The following is a 17241-nucleotide window of genomic DNA, read 5'->3' as shown; positions in this document are numbered from 1 at the left end:
AACGTTGCCGGGGCGCTACGCGAGCGGACCGGCGGTCATCAGCGGGCCGGCGACCCCGTCCGGGACCACCGCCCGGTACAACGTCGGCGGCCGGTGCCGGCCGCCCGTCTGGCGTTCCCCGGTGGACACGACGGTTCCCGAGCTCTCGACCTGGCGACGGAAGTTCGCCGGGTCGAGGGGGCGCTGCAGGATCGCCTCGTGGACCTCGCGCAGCTGCGCCAGGGAGAACTGCTCGCCCAGGAAGTGCAGGGCGACGTGCGCGTGCTGGACCTTGGTGCGCAACCGCCACAGCGCGTACTGCACGACCTCGTCGTGGTCGAAGGCGAGGCCCGTGCAGTCGTCGGCGGAGGTCCAGCGGACGTTCTCGCCCTCGACCGCGGCCGCGGCCTCGTGGTTCCTGACCAGGGCGGAGTAGACGACGGAGACGACGCGCTGACCGGGGGAGCGGTCCGGCTGCCCGAACGTGTAGAGCTGCTCCAGGTAGCTCGGGCGCAGCCCCGTCGTCTCGGCCAGGGTCCGCCGTCCGGCGTCGCTGAGGCTCTCCGTCGTGCGCACCCAGCCGCCCGGGAGCGCCCACCGGTCGGCGAAGGGCGCGCGGGTGCGGCGCACCAGCGGCAGGTGCACCCGGACGTTCCCCTCCCGGTCGGGCAGCAACGCGAAGATCACCGTCGACACCGCGACGAGGATCGCCTGCTGCTCGGTGGTGCTCATGGAACGCGGCCCCGGTCTCAGTAAGGGTGGTTCTGACAGTAACTGTGCCGGGTCGAACTGTAGGACACGGGTGCGGCACGCCACAAGCCGCCCCGTCGCCCGGGTCCGCTCCGGCGGTCGGGGAACTTCTTCGGAATTCGGCGTGACAACGGCGCGGGAGCGGTCTTACCGTTGACCTACACGGGAGAGGAGGTGGTCCGAAGAATGGTTTCTCTTGGGACGCGTGAGGTGGCTGCCCGCTAGCAGCTGCGTGAACGGACGCGGACCGCTCTGGTCGCCCCGCGCAGCGCGGCGAGATCACGGCAGTCACCGGGTCCCCGGGCGCCGGTCTGTCCAACCGGCCCGCACCGTGACGGCGAGCGCCGTCGTGGGGGCGGAAGCGCCCGGGGACTTCCCACGTCCCCGTCCTCCGCGCTGAAGTAGCCCCGGGACACGACCTATCCTGACCGGGTGAGTCCACCGCCGGCGCGATCCGGCCCCCCGAGTCCCGGCCCCGCACCGACCCGCCGCCGGTTCCTCGTCGACACGACGCCGCTGCGCGAGGTCCCCGCGTTCCGTCGGCTGTGGGTCGGCCAGTCGCTCGCCGCCATCGGCACCCAGCTCACCGTCGTGACCGTCGGGTTGCAGGTCTACTCCCTGACCTCCTCGACCTTCGCCGTGGGACTCGTCGGGATCTTCGCCCTCGTCCCCCTCGTCGGATTGGGGCTCTACGGCGGTTCCCTCGTCGACGCCCACGACCGCCGGCGGGTGGCGCTGTTCGCCTCCGTCGGGCTCTGGGTCCTCTCCATCGCCATCGCGGCCCAGGCCTGGGCGCACCTGGACTCCGTCGGTCTGCTCTACGGCCTCGTGGCGCTGCAGAGCGCGGCGTTCGCGATCAACAACCCGGCCCGGTCGGCGATCGTCCCCGGCATCGTCCCGCGGGCGGTGCTGCCCGCGGCCAACGCGCTGTCCGGGATGACGAACGCCATCGCCCTGACGATCGGGCCGCTGCTGGCGGGACTCCTCGTGGGGGCGTGGGGTTTCCAGGCCGCCTACACCGTGGACGCGGTCACGTTCGTCGCCGCGCTGGCCGGGGTGTACGGGTTGCCCGCCATGCCTCCCGAGGTCCTCGGGGGGTCGCAACGGCCGGGACTGCGATCGGTGCTGGAGGGGATCCGGTTCCTGGGGACCCGTCCGAACATCCGGATGACCTTCCTCGCCGACCTCTGCGCCATGGTCTTCGCCATGCCCCGGGTCCTCTACCCCGCGCTGGGGGCGGCGGAGCTCGGCGGCGGTGCGCGGACGGTCGGGATCCTCGGTGCGGGGTTCGCGCTGGGTTCGGTGCTGGCCGGGTTGTTCTCCGGGCCGCTGGGGTCGGTGCGTCGCCAGGGTGCGGTCGTCATCGGCTGCGTCGCCGTCTACGGCGTCTCGATCGCCGCGTTCGGGGCGGTGCTCGTCCTGGTCCCGCAGGGGGTCTCCGCGAAACTCGTCCTCTGCGTCCTGCTGCTCGCCGTCTCCGGCGCCGCCGACGCCGTCAGCTCGATCTTCCGCGGCACGATCCTGCAGGTCGCCACCCCGGACGCGCTGCGCGGCCGGTTGCAGGGGGTGTTCATCGTCGTCGTCGCGGGCGGTCCGCGCCTGGGGGACCTCGTCCTCGGTTCCACCGCGTCCGGGATCGGCGAGGGGTTCGCTGCCCTCGCGGGTGGGACGGCCTGCGTCGTCGCCGTGCTCTCGCTGGCCCGGTGGCAGCGGCGTTTCGTGCACTACGACGCCCGCGACCCGCAACCCTAGGGATCCCCGTTCGAGCGCCGTTCGCGGTGTCCTCGATCGTCGAGGAGGCGGGTGGGTCAGGGGCGGCCGGTGAGGGAGCCGGCGGCCTTGACCGCGCGCAGGACGGGGGCGGACTCGATGTCGCGGACCCCGGGCAGGGCCGCGAGCGGGCCGCTGATCAGCTGGTACACCTCGGTGCTGCCGGAACTCAGCAGGGACGCGTAGAGGTTCGTGCGGCCGGTGGTGGCGGCGACGAAGGCGCTCTCCGGCAGCGCGGCGAGCTGTTCCCCGGCCGCCGGGAGGTCGGCGGGCGCGATGGAGAGCCACACCATCGTGGGGTAGCCGGTGTCACGCCGACGGGGGTCGAAGTCGACGTCGTAGTACAGGACGCCGGCGCGGCGCAGGGCGTCCATCCGACGGCGCACCGTCGACGTCGGAACCCCCGTGCGGGCGCCGAGCTCCTCGACCGGGACCCGCCCGTCGATCGCGAGCACGTCGAGAACCGCCGCGTCCACCTCGTCGGTCACGACCGGGCTGTCGCGGGGTTCGACCAGGGGGACACCGGCGGTGAGGGCGGCGACCTGGTCGGGGCCGAGGATCCCGCTCTTGAGCAGCGGTGACTCGGCCAGGCCGTGGAAGACGTGCAGGACCTGCTGGGCGCTGAGGTCGACGATGCGCTGGGTCCGGGGAAGCTTCGCGAGCAGCAGCGAGTCGTCGTCCTGGACCAGCGGGGAACGGGCGGAGCAGACGATCTCCGTTCCGCCGGAGGTGAGGTGGATCCACGAGGTGTCCTCGCGGCGGGCCAGCGCCTGCGCCACCGGCAGGGCCGCGTCCGGAGTCGTGCGGATGCGCAGCACCCAGGAGACCTCACCCAGGCGCAACGGGTCGGTGAGCCCCAGAACCCGTGCGCGACCGGCCGACCGGAGCTTCGCGTAGCGTCGCGCCACGGTCTGGTCCGAGACGCCGAGCACCTGGCCGAGCAGCCGGAACGAGGCGCGGCCGTCCAACTGCAGCGCCTGCAGCAGCTGCTGGTCGAGGGGTTCGAACCTGTCGAGGATCACCGCGTCGAAGCTACTACGTGTCGGATCCCGCCGCTTCAACGTGCGTGGCTGGGTCCGCGGGCGGCTGGGGTCGATCGTCGGGGTGTCTCTCCCCTCCGAACTCAAGGAACTCTCGATGCGCAAGTGGTTGCCGCTGGTCGCGGTGTGCCTCGGAACGTTCATGCTCCTCGTCGACGTGACGATCGTGAACGTCGCCCTGCCGGCGATGACGATCGCCCTCGACGCTTCGTTCACCTCCCTGCAGTGGGTCATCGACGGGTACGCGCTCTCGCTCGCGGCGCTGCTGCTCGTGGCAGGGGCCTGCGCGGACCGGTACGGGCGTCGGGGCGCCTACGTCGTCGGTCTCGTGCTCTTCGCCCTCGCCTCGCTGGCGTGCGGTCTCGCGCCGAACCCCGAACTCCTCGTCGTGGCGAGACTGGTGCAGGGCGTCGGCGCCGCGGCGATGTTCGCCGCCACGACGGCCCTGCTCGCGGGGTCCTACTCCGGACGGGACCGGGGGACCGCCTTCGGGATCTGGGGGGCCGTCAACGGGGCGGCTGCCGCGTGCGGCCCGATCCTCGGTGGACTGCTCACCCAGGGGCTCTCCTGGCGCTGGATCTTCCTGGTGAACCTGCCGATCGCGGTGGTCGCCGTCGCCCTCACGTTGCGGGTCGTGCCGGAGTCGAAGAACCCGGCGGCTCGTGTCGACGTCCCCGGGGCCGTCAGTTTCACCGCGTTCGCGGCCGGCGCGGTGTACGCGCTGATCGCCGGTGGGGAGGACGGCTGGACCGCGGGTCAGACGCTGGCCGGTTCCGGCGTGGCGCTGGTCGCCCTCGCGGTGTTCCTCGCGGTCGAGGTGCGCCGTGCGCACCCCCTGCTGGACCTGGGGCTCTTCCGGAAACCCGCCTTCGCCGTCCTCATGCTGACCGCCGTCGTCATGCAGGCGTCGGCGTTCGGGTCGCTGGCCTACGTGTCCATCTGGCTGCAGTCCCTGCTGGGTCTCGGGCCGGTCCGTGCCGGTCTCGTGGTGCTACCGCTGAGCATCGCCGCGTTCGTCGTCTCCGCCGTCCTCGGTCGGGTGCTGCACGCGCGCTCGCCCCGGCTGCCCGTCGGGATCGGCATGCTGCTGATCGGTCTCGGGGACCTGCTCGTCCTGAACGTGGGCCCCGACTCCGGCTGGGCCGCACTGCTTCCCGGGTTGACGGTGCTGGGGCTCGGGGTCGGTGCCGGGACCCCCGTGCTGGTGTCGGCTGCTCTCGCCCACGTCCCCGGTCCGCGGGCCGGAATGGCCGGCGGTGCCGTGAACACGTTCCGTCAGTTGGGGATGGCCCTGGGGATCGCCGCGCTCGGAACCCTGTTCACGCACCGCATCGCCGACGTGGTCAGCGCGGACTCCGCGGTCACCGACCCCGCCACGCTGGCGGACGGGCTGGCCAGCGGCGGAGCGCAGGCGATCTTCGCCGCGGTTCCCGACCAGGCCCGCGGTGCGGTGGAATCGCTGGCGCACAGCGCGTTTGCCGAAGGGCTGGACCGGATCTCCCTCGTCGGCGGGATCGCCGCACTGGTCGTCGGAGTTCTCGTCCTCGTGGTCCTGCGGCCTGCTCACCCTGCGCAGCAGGAAGTCACCCGTCAGCCCTTGACTCGGGCGTAGTCCTCCAACGCCACCTGGCGTTCGTGGGCGTGGTCGACGATGCGTTCGGGGTAGCCCTGCTCGTACCCGTCGGCCGCGTCCCAGGGGGTGTGCGCGGACTTCCCCGCGAGGTGGCCCAGCTCCGGGACCCAGCGGCGGACGTAGCTGCCGTCGGGGTCGAACTTCTGGCCCTGGGTGATCGGGTTGAAGATCCGGAAGAACGGCGAGGCGTCGGTCCCCGACCCCGCCACCCACTGCCAGCCGTGGTTGTTGCTGGCGAGGTCCCCGTCGCGCAACCAGTGCATGAACTCCCGTGCCCCGGAGCGCCAGTCGACGTGCAGGTCCTTGACGAGGAAGCTCGCGACGATCATCCGGACCCGGTTGTGGACCCACCCGACGGAGCGCAGCTGGCGCATCCCGGCGTCGACGATGGGGAACCCCGTGCGCCCCTCGGCCCAGGCCGTGAACGACTCGCCCACGGGTTCGTAGTTCATGGCCGCCAGTTGTGGGCGGTAGTACTCCCGGGCGGACTCCGGGCGGTTCCAGAGCACGTCGGCGTAGAACTCCCGCCAGCACAGTTCGGTCCGGTAGGTCTCCGCCCCCACCGACCGCTTCGCACGCAACGCGGCCAGCAGGGTCCGGGGATGCAGCTCGCCCCACTTCAGGGCGTGCGAGAGCTGGGAGGTGCCGTCGTGGTCGGGGCGGTTCCGCTCGCCGTCGTAGTCGGCCAGGGCGCCGTCGAGGAAGTCGTGCCAGCGCGCGAAGGCGGCGTCCTCGCCGGCCTCGGGGAGTTCGAGGTCGCCCAGGTCCGGTTCGCCCGGCCAGTGCGAGCCGTCGACCCCCGCACCGTCGTGCACCCAGTCGACGTCACCGGGATCGGCGGCGGGCGCGGGCCAGCCGTGCTCGTTCCAGGCGCGTGAGAACGGGGTGAAGACCTGGAACGGCTTGCCGGAGCCGTTGAGGATGGTCCCGGGCCCGATGGCGTAGGGCGTCCCGGTGCGGACCAGTTCACGGTCGTGACCCGCCAGCGCCGTCGCGACCGCGTCGTCGCGCCGACGGCCGTAGGGGCCGGCGTCGGCGCTGACGTGCACCCGGCGGGCCCCGACCCGCGCGGCGACGTCGTCCACGACCTGCGCCGGGTCGCCCGCTTCGACCACGAGGTTGCCGCCCAGGGACGCGTCGAGCGCCCGCAGCGAGCGGAGCAGGTAGGCGCGGCGGACGTCCCCGGAGGGCTTCCAGAGCGCGGGGTCGATGACGAAGAGCGGGAGCACCGACCCTTCCGCCGCCGCGGCGAGCAACGCCGGGTGGTCGCTGAGTCGGAGGTCCCGACGGAACCAGAGCACGCTGGTCCTCGGGTCACGGTCCTGTTCGCGGGCGGCCACGCCGGGACGCTATCCGCGCGTCCGCCGCCCCGCCCGGTGGAGGCCCGGTGGAGGTGGGGCCCCGACCCGTCGGACGCTCTGCGCGGACACGCCCCGAACGCCCCGGGGTCAAGGGTGCGACCACCGGTCGCGATGAACGATGATGGGCACCGTGAGCGATCTCATCGACACCACCGAGATGTACCTCAAGACGGTCTTCGAACTGGAAGAGGAAGGCATCGTGCCGATGCGCGCTCGCATCGCCGAGCGGTTGCACCACTCCGGCCCGACGGTCTCCCAGACCGTGGCGCGGATGGAGCGCGACGGGTTGCTGCACGTGGGCACCGACCGGCGGCTGGAGCTGACCGACGCCGGCAAGCAGAAGGCGATGCGGGTCATGCGCAAGCACCGCCTCACCGAGCGCCTGCTGACCGACGTCATCGGACTGGAGTGGAGCCTCGTCCACGAGGAGGCCTGCCGCTGGGAGCACGTCGTCTCCGAGGAGGTCGAGAAGCGCCTCGTGGCGATCCTGGACCACCCGCACTCCTCGCCCTACGGCAATCCGATCCCCGGTCTGGACGAGCTGGGGGAGGAGTGCTCGACCGAGGACTTCCGCTCCGGTGTGCAGTCGCTGAGCAGCCCCGAGCTCGAGGGGCGCTCCGTCGTCGTGCGGCGCCTCGGCGAACCGCTGCAGACCGACGTCCCGCTGCTGGCCCGCTTCCACGCCGCCGGCCTGGTCCCCGGGGTCGAGGTCGTCGCGAAGTCGTCGGCCTCCGGCGTCGAGGTCGCGGTGGGCGAGGGTGTGGTGGACCTCACGTCGGCCGAGGCGTCGCACATCTTCGTCGCCCTCAGCTGACCCCGCCCGACCCGGGAACCCCTCGACGACGCGGGGTTCCGGGCCCGGGAACAGCCCGGACAGCCGCCTGCCGGCCCTCCCACGGGTGATCTGCGACGGAGGGTGAAGGCCGAGGTCACCCGTTCGGCCCTCGGCGTCGTCCACTTCCCGTTCTAAGTCGTCACTCTCTGTAGATCAAGCCCGACTCGTCGTCACGTCCCCGGCACCAGTTCGTCACCGGGTCGTGACATTCGACCCAGGATCGGGTTATGGTCCATCCGCATCCTCGACAGCGCACGCGGATGCCCTCACGTGGACGCCGAGCCCTGCCACCACGCCGAGGTCCCCCGAGACATTTCATGGCAGGGGTGGGGGAACCACGTTTCCCGGGCGGAGCACGACCACCTGGTCGCGCCGAGTCCTTGGGGTGAAGCCGGTGCGAACCGGCCGGGGGATACTCCCTCCCGAACCCGACAGCTCACCTCGCAGGCGTCGGAGAGGCCACCACCTTGACGACTCGCGTCCAGGCGCGCCATCGCGCCGCCGTTCGTGCCCGTACCCCCCTGACCGACCTGTCCGACAGCGTCGCCCGCACCGCCGGCGGCGCCGTCCGCACCGGTGCGGTCGCCGCCGCCGCCGGTGGTCTGCTCGTCTCCGTCGCTCTCCCCGCGAGCGCCTTGACCAGTGCAGCCCCGGCCGCCGTCGGCTCGAGCGTCGCCTCGGTGGCGACCGCCGTTCCCGCCGCCTTCGGCACCACTGCCGCCGGCGTCGTGTCGGCACCCGCCACGGTGAGCACCCTGTCGAGCACCGCGACGTTCTCCGCTGCCCCGGCCGCTGCGCCCGTCGTCGTCGCCGCCCCGGTCCTCACCCGGGCCACCCGTACCGCGGACGCCGTCCCGGTCGTGGCCTCCAGCGTCGCGGAGAACGCGATCGTCGCCGAGCCCGCGCCGGTCGTGGCGGCTCCGGTGGCCGCACCGGCTCCCGCGCCCGCCCCGGTCCAGGCCTCGATGGGTGCGCGCATCCTCGACGTGGCCGACGACTACGCCGGTGTCCCCTACGTCTACGGCGGCACCACCCCCGCCGGCTTCGACTGCTCGGGCTACACCAGCTACGTCTACCGCCAGGTCGGCGTCGAGATCCCCCGGACCGCCGCCGCCCAGAAGTCGGCCGCGGCCACGATCTCCCGCGGCGACGCCGTCCCCGGCGACCTCGTCTTCTTCAGCAACGGCTCCGGCCGTGCCTTCCACGTGGGCATCTACGCGGGCGGCGGGATGATGTGGGACGCGCCGCGGACCGGCAAGCCCGTCCAGCTCCGCGCGATCTGGAGCGACGCCGTCACCTTCGGTCGCCTCGCCGCCACCGTCTGATCGAGGCACGTCACCGATCGGCGAGTGATCGTCGCTCGGGTCCGCAGGAACGGCGCTCGTCGCGCCCACCGGAGGAGGCTCCCGCCTCCGACGGTGGTGCGGCGGGCGCCGTTCTCGCGTTCGCGGGCGGACCCGGGTCACCTCCCCGGTTCCGGCACGCCCGGTGGGATTCACGGGAAAGTTGCTGACTCCACCACCCCTCGCGACGTAGGGTGCCGTCAACGACGACGGCACCCACGGAGGTCCGATGACCAGGCGTCACGGCGGCACAGCCACCGTGGTGCCCCACGCCCTCCAGCAGCACGCGGAGCACCACCACCACGTGCACCACCACCATGTGCACGTCGTCGCTCTCAGAGGCGCCCTCCCCACCGGGGACGGCGCCTCTCGTCGTCTCAGGAGGTGGATGTGCGCACGCTCGTGCTGAACGCCGGCTTCGAACCGCTCGCGGTGGTGTCCTTCCGCAGGGCACTCGTCCTCGTGCTCGCCGGGAAGGCGTCGGTGGTCCTCGCCGACGCCGACCCCGTCGTCGGCGCGACGATGAGCCTCGAACGGCCCTCCGTCATCCTGCTCACGCGCTACGTCCGCGTCCCGCGCGGCCAGGTCGTCCCGGTCAGCCGGCGTGGCGTCCTGCGCCGCGACCACCAGCGCTGCGCCTACTGCCGCGGCCACGCGAGCACCGTCGACCACGTCCTGCCGCGCAGCCGTCGCGGCCCGGACAGCTGGGAGAACCTCGTCGCCTGCTGCGTGCGCTGCAACAACGCCAAGGGCGACCGCACCCCCGAGGAGATGGGCTGGAGCATGCCGTTCCGACCCGCCGCCCCCCGGGGCGCGTCCTGGGCCGTGCGGGGGGCCGAGACCCCCGACCCCCGCTGGGACGAGTTCCTCGCCACCGCCGCCTGACCCCGGCCCCGCCGGCGGGACGACGGACGGCGTCCGGGGTTCCGCCGTACGGATGACGAGGACGGCGCGGGTGGGTGCGACGCTGGGGGCATGGACGAGAACAAGAGGCAGGGCGAGTCGATCGACGCGGTGCTGCGGGGTCTGCTGAAGCAGGGCCGGCTGGACCCGGGAGCCGAACGCCTCGCAGAACAGGGCATCGACCGGCTGAAGGCGTTCCTCGGCTCGACCCCGGGGGCGCGGACCACGACCGGGACCGAGGTCCCCGAGGACGCCGAGGTGGTCGTCCCCGGCGGGCGGGAGATGCTCATGCACACGATCCCGCTGCCCGACGGCACCCGGGTCGAGGTCCTGGTGCCGGAGCGCCTCACCCGTGCCGAGGCCGACCGGGTCGCCGGTGTCCTCACCGCGCTGGCCGTCGATGAGTGAGGTGGCGGTGGAGACGATCGACGTCGAGGTGACGGGGATCGTGCGCCTCGGGCAGTTCCTCAAGCTCGCCGGCGCCGTCGACTCCGGTGGGGAGGCCCGTGAGGTCCTCCAGGCCGGGGAGGTGACGGTGAACGAGGAGCCCGAGGACCGCCGGGGTCGTCAGCTCTCCGACGGTGACGTCGTCGCCCTCGGCGACGGGTCCTGGCGCGTCCTCGTCAACTGAGGGTCAGCAGAGCACCCGCACCGGGCGGCCTGCCCGCCAGGCCGTGACGTCCTCGACGGCGTCGAGGTACATCCGGCGGTAGGAGTCCTGCGTCACGTACCCCGTGTGCGGGGTCAGGACGGTGTTCGGGGCCTCGCGCAGCGGGTGGCCCAGGGGTAGGGGTTCGACGTCGTACACGTCGAGCCCCGCCCCGGCGATCGTCCCCGCGTGCAGGGCCGCCACGAGCGCGTCGGTGTCCACGACCGGGCCCCGCGAGGTGTTCACCAGGAACGCCGTGGACTTCATCGCGGACAGCTCCGCCGCACCCAGCAGACCGCGGGTGCGCTCGGAGAGCCGGGTGTGGACCGAGACGACGTCGCTGCGGCGCAGCAGGTCCGCCTTCGAGACGGGTTCCACGCCGAGCTCCCGGGCCTGCGACGGGTCGAGGTTCTCCGACCACGCGAGGACCTCCATGTCGAAGGCCTGCGCGATCCGCGCGACCCGGCGGCCGAGGTTCCCCAGCCCGATCGTGCCGAAGGTCAGCCCGGCCAGGTCCAGTCCCACGCCCAGCTGCCAGTGCCCCGCCCGGAGGCCCGCGTCCTCGGCCGGGACCCGCCGGGTCAGGGCCAGCACGAGGGCCCACGTGAGTTCGGCCGTCGGCGTCGCGGTCGTCGGTGTGCCGGCCGTCCCCGTCCCGCAGACCAGGACCCCGTGGCCCGCGGCCGCGGGCAGGTCGATCGCGGCGTTGGCCATCCCCGTCGTCACCAGCAGGCGGAGGTCGGGCAGACCGGCGAACTCGCCCGCCCCGAACGGTGTCCGCTCGCGCATGGCGACGACGACCTCCGCGCCGGCCAGGCGTGCGCGCAGGGCGTCTCCGGCGAGGTGCTCGTGGACGAAGTCCACCTCGCCCAGACCCGAGAAGTCGGCGAACCCCGCGGCTACTCGCTGGTAGTCGTCGAGGACCACCACGCGCCGGCTCACCCGCGCCCCAGCCCGTCGATCGCGGTGACCTCGTCGTCGGTGAGGACGAAGCCGTCGACGTCGAGGTTGGTGGCCTGCCGGCCGGGATCACCCGACTTGGGGATCACGACCACCCCGTGCTGCACGTGCCAGCGCACGACGACCTGCTCGGCGCTCACGCCGTGCGCCTGCGCGACGCCGGTGAGGACCGGGTCCTGCAGGCTCGTCGCCTTGAACGGGGAGTACCCCTCCAGGACGATCCCGCGGTCGAGGTGACCCTGCAGCAGGTCCGCGTCGAAGAGCCGCGGACCCCACTTCACCTGGTTCACGGCGGGGGTCACCCCGGTGGCCGCCGTGAGCTCGTCGATCTGGGCGAGGGAGTGGTTGCTGACGCCGATGGCGCGGACCTGCCCGCGCTGCTGTGCCGCGACGAACCGTTCCCAGACGTCGGGACGGGCCCGGCCCTCCGGCGGCCAGTGGATGAGCCAGAGGTCCAGGACGTCGCGGCCCAGCAGGTCCAGGCTGCGGGTGAGGAACTCGTCCTCCCGGCCGGCGTGGTTCTGCCGGAGCTTCGTCGTGACGACCACGGCGTCACCGTGGTCGTGGCCCGCGAGCGCCCGGCCGACCTCGGCCTCGTTCTCGTACATCGTCGCGGTGTCCAGCAGGCGGTACCCGAGGTCGAGGGCGCTGCGCAGCGACCGCTCACCCGCGGCACCGCGCAGGCCGTAGGTGCCGAGCCCCACGAGGGGCAGGTCGAGCGTGCCGTCGAGGGTCCGGACGGGAGTGCTGGGAGTGCTCACGCGGGGACGCTACGACCCCCGGGAGCCTCCCGCACCCCGCTCAGTCCTTCAGGCCGGCGTTCATGTCGGCGTTCATGACGTAGCGCTGGAACACCAGGTAGATGACGACGAGCGGCACGATCGAGATGACCGAGGCGCCGAGCAGGACCGACCAGTTGACGTTCTGCGCCCCGACGATGCTCTGGATGCCGATCTGGAGCGTGAACTTGCTCGGGTCGTTGAGGACGATGAGCGGCCAGATGTAGTCGTTCCACCGCCACTGGAAGGAGAAGATCGCCAGGGTGATCATGATGGGGCGGGCGATCGGCAGCATGACGCGGACGAAGGTCGTCAGCTCGTTGGAGCCGTCGATGCGGGCCGCTTCGAGCAGCTCGTTCGGCACCGTGGAGAAGAACTGCCGGAACATGAAGCAGCCGGTGGCGGTGATGATCGAGGGGACGACGATGCCGGCCAGGTGGTTGTAGAGCCCCAGGTCGCGGATCACGAGGAACGACGGCGAGAGGATGACCTCGGTCGGCAGCATCGTCGTGGCGAGGATGCACATGAAGAACGCCTTGAGCCACCAGTTCTGGTACTTGGCCAGGGCGTAGCCCGTCATGGCGCTCGCCAGCACCGTCAGGACGGTGGTGCTGACCGCCACGATGAGGGTGTTGGTGAAGTAGCCGGCGAAGTTGAAGCTCGTCCAGGCCTGCTCGTAGCCGGCGAACGTGGGGTTCTTCGGCAGCAGCGTCAGCGGGTAGGAGAAGAGGTTCCCCGCCGGCTTGAACGAGGACAGGACGAACCACAGCACCGGGAAGCCGTAGAGCACGGCGAGCAGCCACAGCAGGACGGTGGCCCCGACGGTGCGGGCGGGCGAGCCGCCCTCGCGCACGCGGGTGCTGCGGCGCAGAGCCGGTGCCTTGGGACGGGGCAGCGAGGAGAGAGCCATCTCACGCCTCCCGGCGTCGGTTGACGAGGACCTGGAGCAGGGCGATGCCCATGAGGACGGCCATGAGGACGAACGAGGCGGCGCTGGCGTAGCCGATCTGGCCCTGCTGGAAGCCCGTCCGGAAGATGTACTGGACGACCAGGTTGTTCTCCGTGCCCGGTCCACCGCCGTTCAGGGACTGCAGCAGCGCGTACTCCTTCATGGCCCCGAGGCTGCCGAGCAGGATGACGATGAACGACGTCGGGGCGATGCTGGGCAGCGTGATGTAGCGGAACCGCTGCCAGGACGTGGCCCCGTCGATGGAGGCGGCCTCGTAGTAGGAGGTCGGGACGTTGCGCAGGGCCGCGACGAACAGCAGCATGTTGAAGGCCGTCCCGCCCCAGGCGCCGGCGATGGCGACGATGACCAGCGACAGGTTCGCGTTGGACTGCCACGGGACGGGGGAGCCGCCGAGGGAGGTGATGAGGAAGTTCACCAGCCCGAAGTTCTCCCCGAAGATCCACCGCCAGATGACGCCGGCGACGATGGGGGAGATGAGCCACGGGATGAAGAACAGGACGCGCGCCACGGTCTTGCCCTTGGCGTGCGGGCTGGTCAGCAGCGTCGCCATGGTCAGCGACAGCACGTAGTTCAGCGGCACCGACATGACGGCGAACAGGACCGTCCGGCCGAACGCCGAGTAGAACCCGGCGTCGCCGAGCAGCTTCTCGTAGTTGGCCAGGCCCACCCAGGGGGCCGAGCCGACCCCGGTGTAGCTGGTGAACGAGTAGTACAGCCCCGTCACCGCCGGCCAGACGAAGAACAGGAGGAACAGGACCACGTTGACGCCGACGAACAGCAGCGGCGCCAGGCGGTAGCGCGCCGCGCGCCGGCGGTTGGCGGAGGCTCGCGGAGCCTGCACGAGGGCGGCGGGGTCGGTCCCGACGGCGGCGGGGACCGGACCCGGTGAGGTGGGGGTCATCGAACCTCCTGGGGAGCGCGAGCGGACGTCAGGCGATCTGCTCGTTCAGCAGCTTCACGATGTTGGCCACGGTCTCCGCCACGGTCTGCTGACCGTTGATGGCCTTGCCCACCTCGTCCTTGGTGGGGTCGGTCGTGATGGCCTTGCCCGCGAGGGTCAGCTTCTCACCCGAGTCGCTGCCGGACGTGGAGATCGGGTCGGCGAGCTCGATCTCCTTCTGGTAGAGCGCGTAGCCGTCGAGGGCGGCCTGGTTCGTCCCCGGGTAGGCCACCTCGAGGTCGTTCTCCACCGGCAGCCACCCGTTGGTCGCCGCGACCTTGGTGTAGTTGGCCGGGTCGAAGAGGAACTCGACGAACTGCATCGCCGCGTCCTTGGTGTCGCCGTTGTCGAACGCCACGACCTTGCCGCCGGAGTTGATGTCGGTGGCCTGCGTCGGCTGCGCCGGGGTCGGGACGGCCGCCCACTCGAACTGGGTGATGCTCTCGGCGAAGTCGGCGATCTGCCAGACGCCGGAGAAGTAGGCGACGACCTGACCGCTCTTGAACAGGGCGTTCGGGTCGCCCCCGGAGGTCCACACGGACTTCGGCATGACGACGTCGTCGTTGAGGTCGACGAACTTCTGCAGCGCCGCGGTGGTGGCGTCGTCGACGGAGTACTCGGTGCCCTTCTCGTTGAGCTGGAAGCCCTTGGCCCCGTGCTCGTAGAGGAAGGCGCGGATGCGCGCGGGGGAGGCGTCGTAGACGAGGTCGTACTGGGCTCCGGCCGCGGTGCGGACCTGCGTCGCGGCGGCGAGGAACTCGTCCCACGTCCAGGTGCTCGCGGGGTCGGTCGGGTAGGCCACCCCGGCCTTCTGGAAGAGCGTGGTGTTGATGAAGAGCCCGGCCGCGGTGATGTCGGAGGGGATCGTCAGGATCTTGCCGTCGTCGGTCTTCTGGTAGAGCTTCTCGTCGATCTTGTTCGTGGCGCTCGTCGCGACGGCGGTGAGGTCCTGCAGCTTGTTCGTCCAGATCGGGTCCAGGGACGGTGCGCTCGCGACGTCGGGCAGGGAGTTCGCCTGCGCGGCCTGGCGCAGCTTCGTCTGGTACCCGTCGTAGGGGACGTTGACGATCTCGACCGTGATGCCCTTGGCCGCCTTGAAGGCGTCGGCCAGGTCGTAGTACCCCTTGGCCTGGGCCTCGCTGGCCGAGAGCCAGAAGGTGATCTTCTTGGCGTCACCGCCACCGGTACCGGAATCGTCCGAACCGCAGGCGGTCAGGGCGGTTCCCGTGGCCGCCGCGGCCAGGGAGCCGAGGAGGATGGATCGACGACTGGTGGTGAACTCGCGCATGGTTGGACGTCCTCGTCTCCGGTCACGAACCGTCTCCTCCGCCGGCGGTGGAGGCCGGTCAGGGCTGACCGGGGGAGGTGGACGGCACTGCCCTGAGCAGCAGCGGCAGTTCCGGCAAGTTAGGCGGAAAGCCCTTACCTCGTCAAGTGCCGACACCCGGTGGAGTCGGGATGACTTCACGTCAGAACATGTGCACACTGACGTCCGTCGGACCGCTGCCCCGCCTGCGTCGGGACGACCCCCACCCCAGCGCCCGGAGGACTGATCGCGTGCACCCCGACCCCGCTCCCGAACTCCTCGACCGCGGGTTCACCGACCTGCTGGTCGCCGACCTCGACCGCAGGGTCGCACAACTGCTCGCCGGTCGGGCGGGAACGCTCAGCCCGCTGGCCCACCGCGAGACGACCGCCCGGCTGAAGTCCCTCGTGGCGGCCTGGTCCCACCCGGGTTCCGGGCACCACCACGACGACCGGCTGCTCCCGCCGGCCGACGGGCTGCTGCGGCAGCTGGCCGCGGCGCAGACCCCCAGCGGCCTCTTCGACAGCTCCAACCTCGCCTCCCCGCCGGACACCGCGTTCACGGTCAACGACCTCTGCCTCACCGCCGAGCTCGCCGGCCGGGAGGAGGCGCTCACCGGGATCGCGGACGGGCTGCGCGAGATCGGGCGCCGCACGCTGCCGCCCCTGCTCACGGGCGGCGTCCACACCCCCAACCACCGGTGGGAGCTCACGAGCGCCCTGGCCCGCCTCGACGCGCTTCTCGGGCACGAGCCCGCCGTCCGCGCACGGGTGGAGGAGTGGCTGGCCGAGGGCGTGGACCAGCAGTCCGACGGGATGTACTCCGAACGGAGCCCGCTCTACGCCGGTGCCGTCACCAACCCCTCGCTCCTGGTCCTCGCCGACCTGCTGGACCGCCCCGACCTGCTCGACCCGGTGCGGCGCAACCTCGAGGCGTTCCTGCCCCTGCTCGACGAGGACGGCCTGCTGGAGAGCGTCCACTCCCGGCGTCAGGACCAGCACGAGGTCGGCCACCCCGGTACCGCGTTCGTGCTGCCATACCGGCGCTTCGCCCTCGAGGAGGACCGCCCCGACTTCGCCGCCGCGGCCCGCTCGCTGCAGCGCCACGGCCTGGACGGCCGCCACGGCCTGCCCGAGGTGATGGCCCACCCGCGGCTGGGGCTCGCGCTGCCCGCGGGACCCGAGGAGTGGTGCTGGAGCGGCGCTGCGCTGCTGCCGGACTCCGGCCTGGCGGTCGAGGCGAGCGGCCGCACCCGCACCGTCGTCTTCGGCGGCAGCGACCAGCCCGCGGTGCAGAGCGTCCGGTCGGGAACGGCCAACACCGCCACCTTCCTGCGCTTCCGGCACGGGTCGGCCGTCGTGCAGTCGCTGCGCCTCTCCAGCGACTTCTTCGGGCTCGGGCCGTTCCGCAGCGAGACGCTGGAACCCCGCGACGGCGGCGGGTACGTGCTGCGCCAGCGGTTGCGGGCCGGCTACTACCAGCCGCTGGCGGCGGCCGACCGCGATCCCCTGGGCGCCTACCCCCTGGGGGACGAGGGCCGCTTCCACGCCGCGATGGCCTTCGAGCGGCGTGCCGTCGACGCCGTCGAGCTGGACACCGAGGTCGAGGTCCGGCCCGGCCCGGACGGGGTCGAGGTGGTCGTGCGTACCGCCGGGGCCGCGACGTCCTTCGCCCTGGAACTGTCCCTGCGCCCGGGTGGCACCCTGGAAGGCGCCGAGCAGCTGTCCGCGGACACCTACCGGCTCACCGGTGAGCGCTGCCGCTGGACCGTGGGGAGCGACGTCCTGGAGATCGGCCCGGGCGGCGGGGACGGTCCCGCCCAGCCGGCCCACTACTCCGGCGGAGAGCAGTACGAGTACCTGCGGGGCGGTCACGACGCGGAGGGGGTGCGCCTCTACGTCACCGGCCGGACCCCGGGGACGGTGCGGCTCTCGCTGCGGGTGCGCTCGGAGGGACTCGAACCCCCAACCAACCGGGTAGAAACCGGTCGCTCTATCCATTGAGCTACGAGCGCTGGTGCCGC

16 protein-coding genes, 1 tRNA gene and 1 riboswitch are annotated in these 17241 nt (G+C 72.1%); of the genes, 7 read left to right on the top strand and 10 right to left on the bottom strand.

Features of this window, described 5'->3' with window-relative positions; all coding sequences use genetic code 11:
- Positions 1 to 15: 15 nt before the first annotated feature.
- Positions 16 to 711, bottom strand: coding sequence for an NUDIX domain-containing protein (locus SJY07_RS05285; protein ID WP_328295291.1), 696 nt, complete (start codon positions 709 to 711; stop codon positions 16 to 18).
- Positions 712 to 1161: 450 nt separating this feature from the next.
- On the opposite strand from SJY07_RS05285, the gene SJY07_RS05280 reads away from it, so the two are divergent.
- A complete protein-coding gene (locus SJY07_RS05280; protein ID WP_380157494.1) occupies positions 1162 to 2481 on the top strand; it encodes an MFS transporter in 1320 nt (439 codons plus the stop codon).
- Between the two features lie 56 nt (positions 2482 to 2537).
- Here the strand turns inward: SJY07_RS05280 and SJY07_RS05275 are convergent, their stop codons facing one another.
- On the bottom strand, positions 2538 to 3521 hold the full coding sequence (locus tag SJY07_RS05275; protein WP_380157492.1) for an Lrp/AsnC family transcriptional regulator: 984 nt from the start codon (positions 3519 to 3521) through the stop codon (positions 2538 to 2540).
- 82 nt (positions 3522 to 3603) lie between these two features.
- On the opposite strand from SJY07_RS05275, the gene SJY07_RS05270 reads away from it, so the two are divergent.
- A complete protein-coding gene (locus SJY07_RS05270; protein WP_328295294.1) occupies positions 3604 to 5151 on the top strand; it encodes a DHA2 family efflux MFS transporter permease subunit in 1548 nt (515 codons plus the stop codon).
- Here the strand turns inward: SJY07_RS05270 and SJY07_RS05265 are convergent.
- Positions 5130 to 6512 (bottom strand): cryptochrome/photolyase family protein, encoded by a 1383-nt coding sequence (locus SJY07_RS05265; RefSeq protein WP_380157489.1) that lies wholly within the window; start codon positions 6510 to 6512, stop codon positions 5130 to 5132. The genes SJY07_RS05270 and SJY07_RS05265 overlap by 22 nt on opposite strands.
- A gap of 151 nt (positions 6513 to 6663) precedes the next feature.
- Here SJY07_RS05265 and SJY07_RS05260 point away from each other — a divergent pair, with 151 nt between their 5' ends.
- From SJY07_RS05260 to SJY07_RS05240, 5 genes are all read left to right on the top strand, one after another.
- The gene (locus SJY07_RS05260; RefSeq protein ID WP_328295296.1) at positions 6664 to 7347 is read left to right on the top strand and encodes a metal-dependent transcriptional regulator; all 684 of its coding nucleotides are present in this window, start codon (positions 6664 to 6666) and stop codon (positions 7345 to 7347) included.
- Between the two features lie 304 nt (positions 7348 to 7651).
- Positions 7652 to 7833: riboswitch (cyclic di-AMP (ydaO/yuaA leader) on the top strand.
- Positions 7834 to 7835: 2 nt separating this feature from the next.
- Positions 7836 to 8693, top strand: coding sequence for a C40 family peptidase (locus tag SJY07_RS05255; protein ID WP_380157487.1), 858 nt, complete (start codon positions 7836 to 7838; stop codon positions 8691 to 8693).
- Positions 8694 to 9101: 408 nt separating this feature from the next.
- The gene (locus SJY07_RS05250) at positions 9102 to 9596 is read left to right on the top strand and encodes an HNH endonuclease (RefSeq protein WP_380157485.1); all 495 of its coding nucleotides are present in this window, start codon (positions 9102 to 9104) and stop codon (positions 9594 to 9596) included.
- Between the two features lie 90 nt (positions 9597 to 9686).
- Complete coding sequence (locus SJY07_RS05245) at positions 9687 to 10022, top strand: hypothetical protein (RefSeq protein ID WP_328295299.1); 336 nt, start codon at positions 9687 to 9689, stop codon at positions 10020 to 10022.
- Positions 10023 to 10029: 7 nt separating this feature from the next.
- On the top strand, positions 10030 to 10245 hold the full coding sequence (locus SJY07_RS05240) for an RNA-binding S4 domain-containing protein (RefSeq protein WP_328295300.1): 216 nt from the start codon (positions 10030 to 10032) through the stop codon (positions 10243 to 10245).
- Between the two features lie 3 nt (positions 10246 to 10248).
- On the opposite strand, the gene SJY07_RS05235 is transcribed toward SJY07_RS05240, so the two are convergent.
- From SJY07_RS05235 to SJY07_RS05205, 7 genes are all read right to left on the bottom strand, one after another.
- Positions 10249 to 11205, bottom strand: a complete 957-nt coding sequence (locus tag SJY07_RS05235) for a D-2-hydroxyacid dehydrogenase family protein (RefSeq protein WP_380157482.1) — start codon at positions 11203 to 11205, stop codon at positions 10249 to 10251.
- Positions 11202 to 11984 (bottom strand): aldo/keto reductase, encoded by a 783-nt coding sequence (locus SJY07_RS05230; RefSeq protein ID WP_380157480.1) that lies wholly within the window; start codon positions 11982 to 11984, stop codon positions 11202 to 11204. Before SJY07_RS05230 ends, SJY07_RS05235 begins: the two co-directional genes overlap by 4 nt.
- A gap of 40 nt (positions 11985 to 12024) precedes the next feature.
- A complete protein-coding gene (locus SJY07_RS05225; protein WP_328295303.1) occupies positions 12025 to 12912 on the bottom strand; it encodes a carbohydrate ABC transporter permease in 888 nt (295 codons plus the stop codon).
- A gap of 1 nt (position 12913) precedes the next feature.
- The gene (locus SJY07_RS05220; RefSeq protein WP_380157477.1) at positions 12914 to 13873 is read right to left on the bottom strand and encodes a carbohydrate ABC transporter permease; all 960 of its coding nucleotides are present in this window, start codon (positions 13871 to 13873) and stop codon (positions 12914 to 12916) included.
- Positions 13874 to 13901: 28 nt separating this feature from the next.
- On the bottom strand, positions 13902 to 15200 hold the full coding sequence (locus tag SJY07_RS05215; RefSeq protein WP_380157475.1) for an extracellular solute-binding protein: 1299 nt from the start codon (positions 15198 to 15200) through the stop codon (positions 13902 to 13904).
- 176 nt (positions 15201 to 15376) lie between these two features.
- Positions 15377 to 17092 (bottom strand): hypothetical protein, encoded by a 1716-nt coding sequence (locus SJY07_RS05210; protein WP_380157473.1) that lies wholly within the window; start codon positions 17090 to 17092, stop codon positions 15377 to 15379.
- Positions 17093 to 17159: 67 nt separating this feature from the next.
- Positions 17160 to 17232: transfer RNA gene (locus SJY07_RS05205), tRNA-Arg, on the bottom strand.
- Positions 17233 to 17241 lie beyond the last annotated feature (9 nt).

Source organism: Kineococcus sp. R86509 (assembly GCF_042466365.1).
GTDB lineage: Bacteria > Actinomycetota > Actinomycetes > Actinomycetales > Kineococcaceae > Kineococcus.
This window is presented reverse-complemented; position numbering and strand designations above follow the sequence as displayed.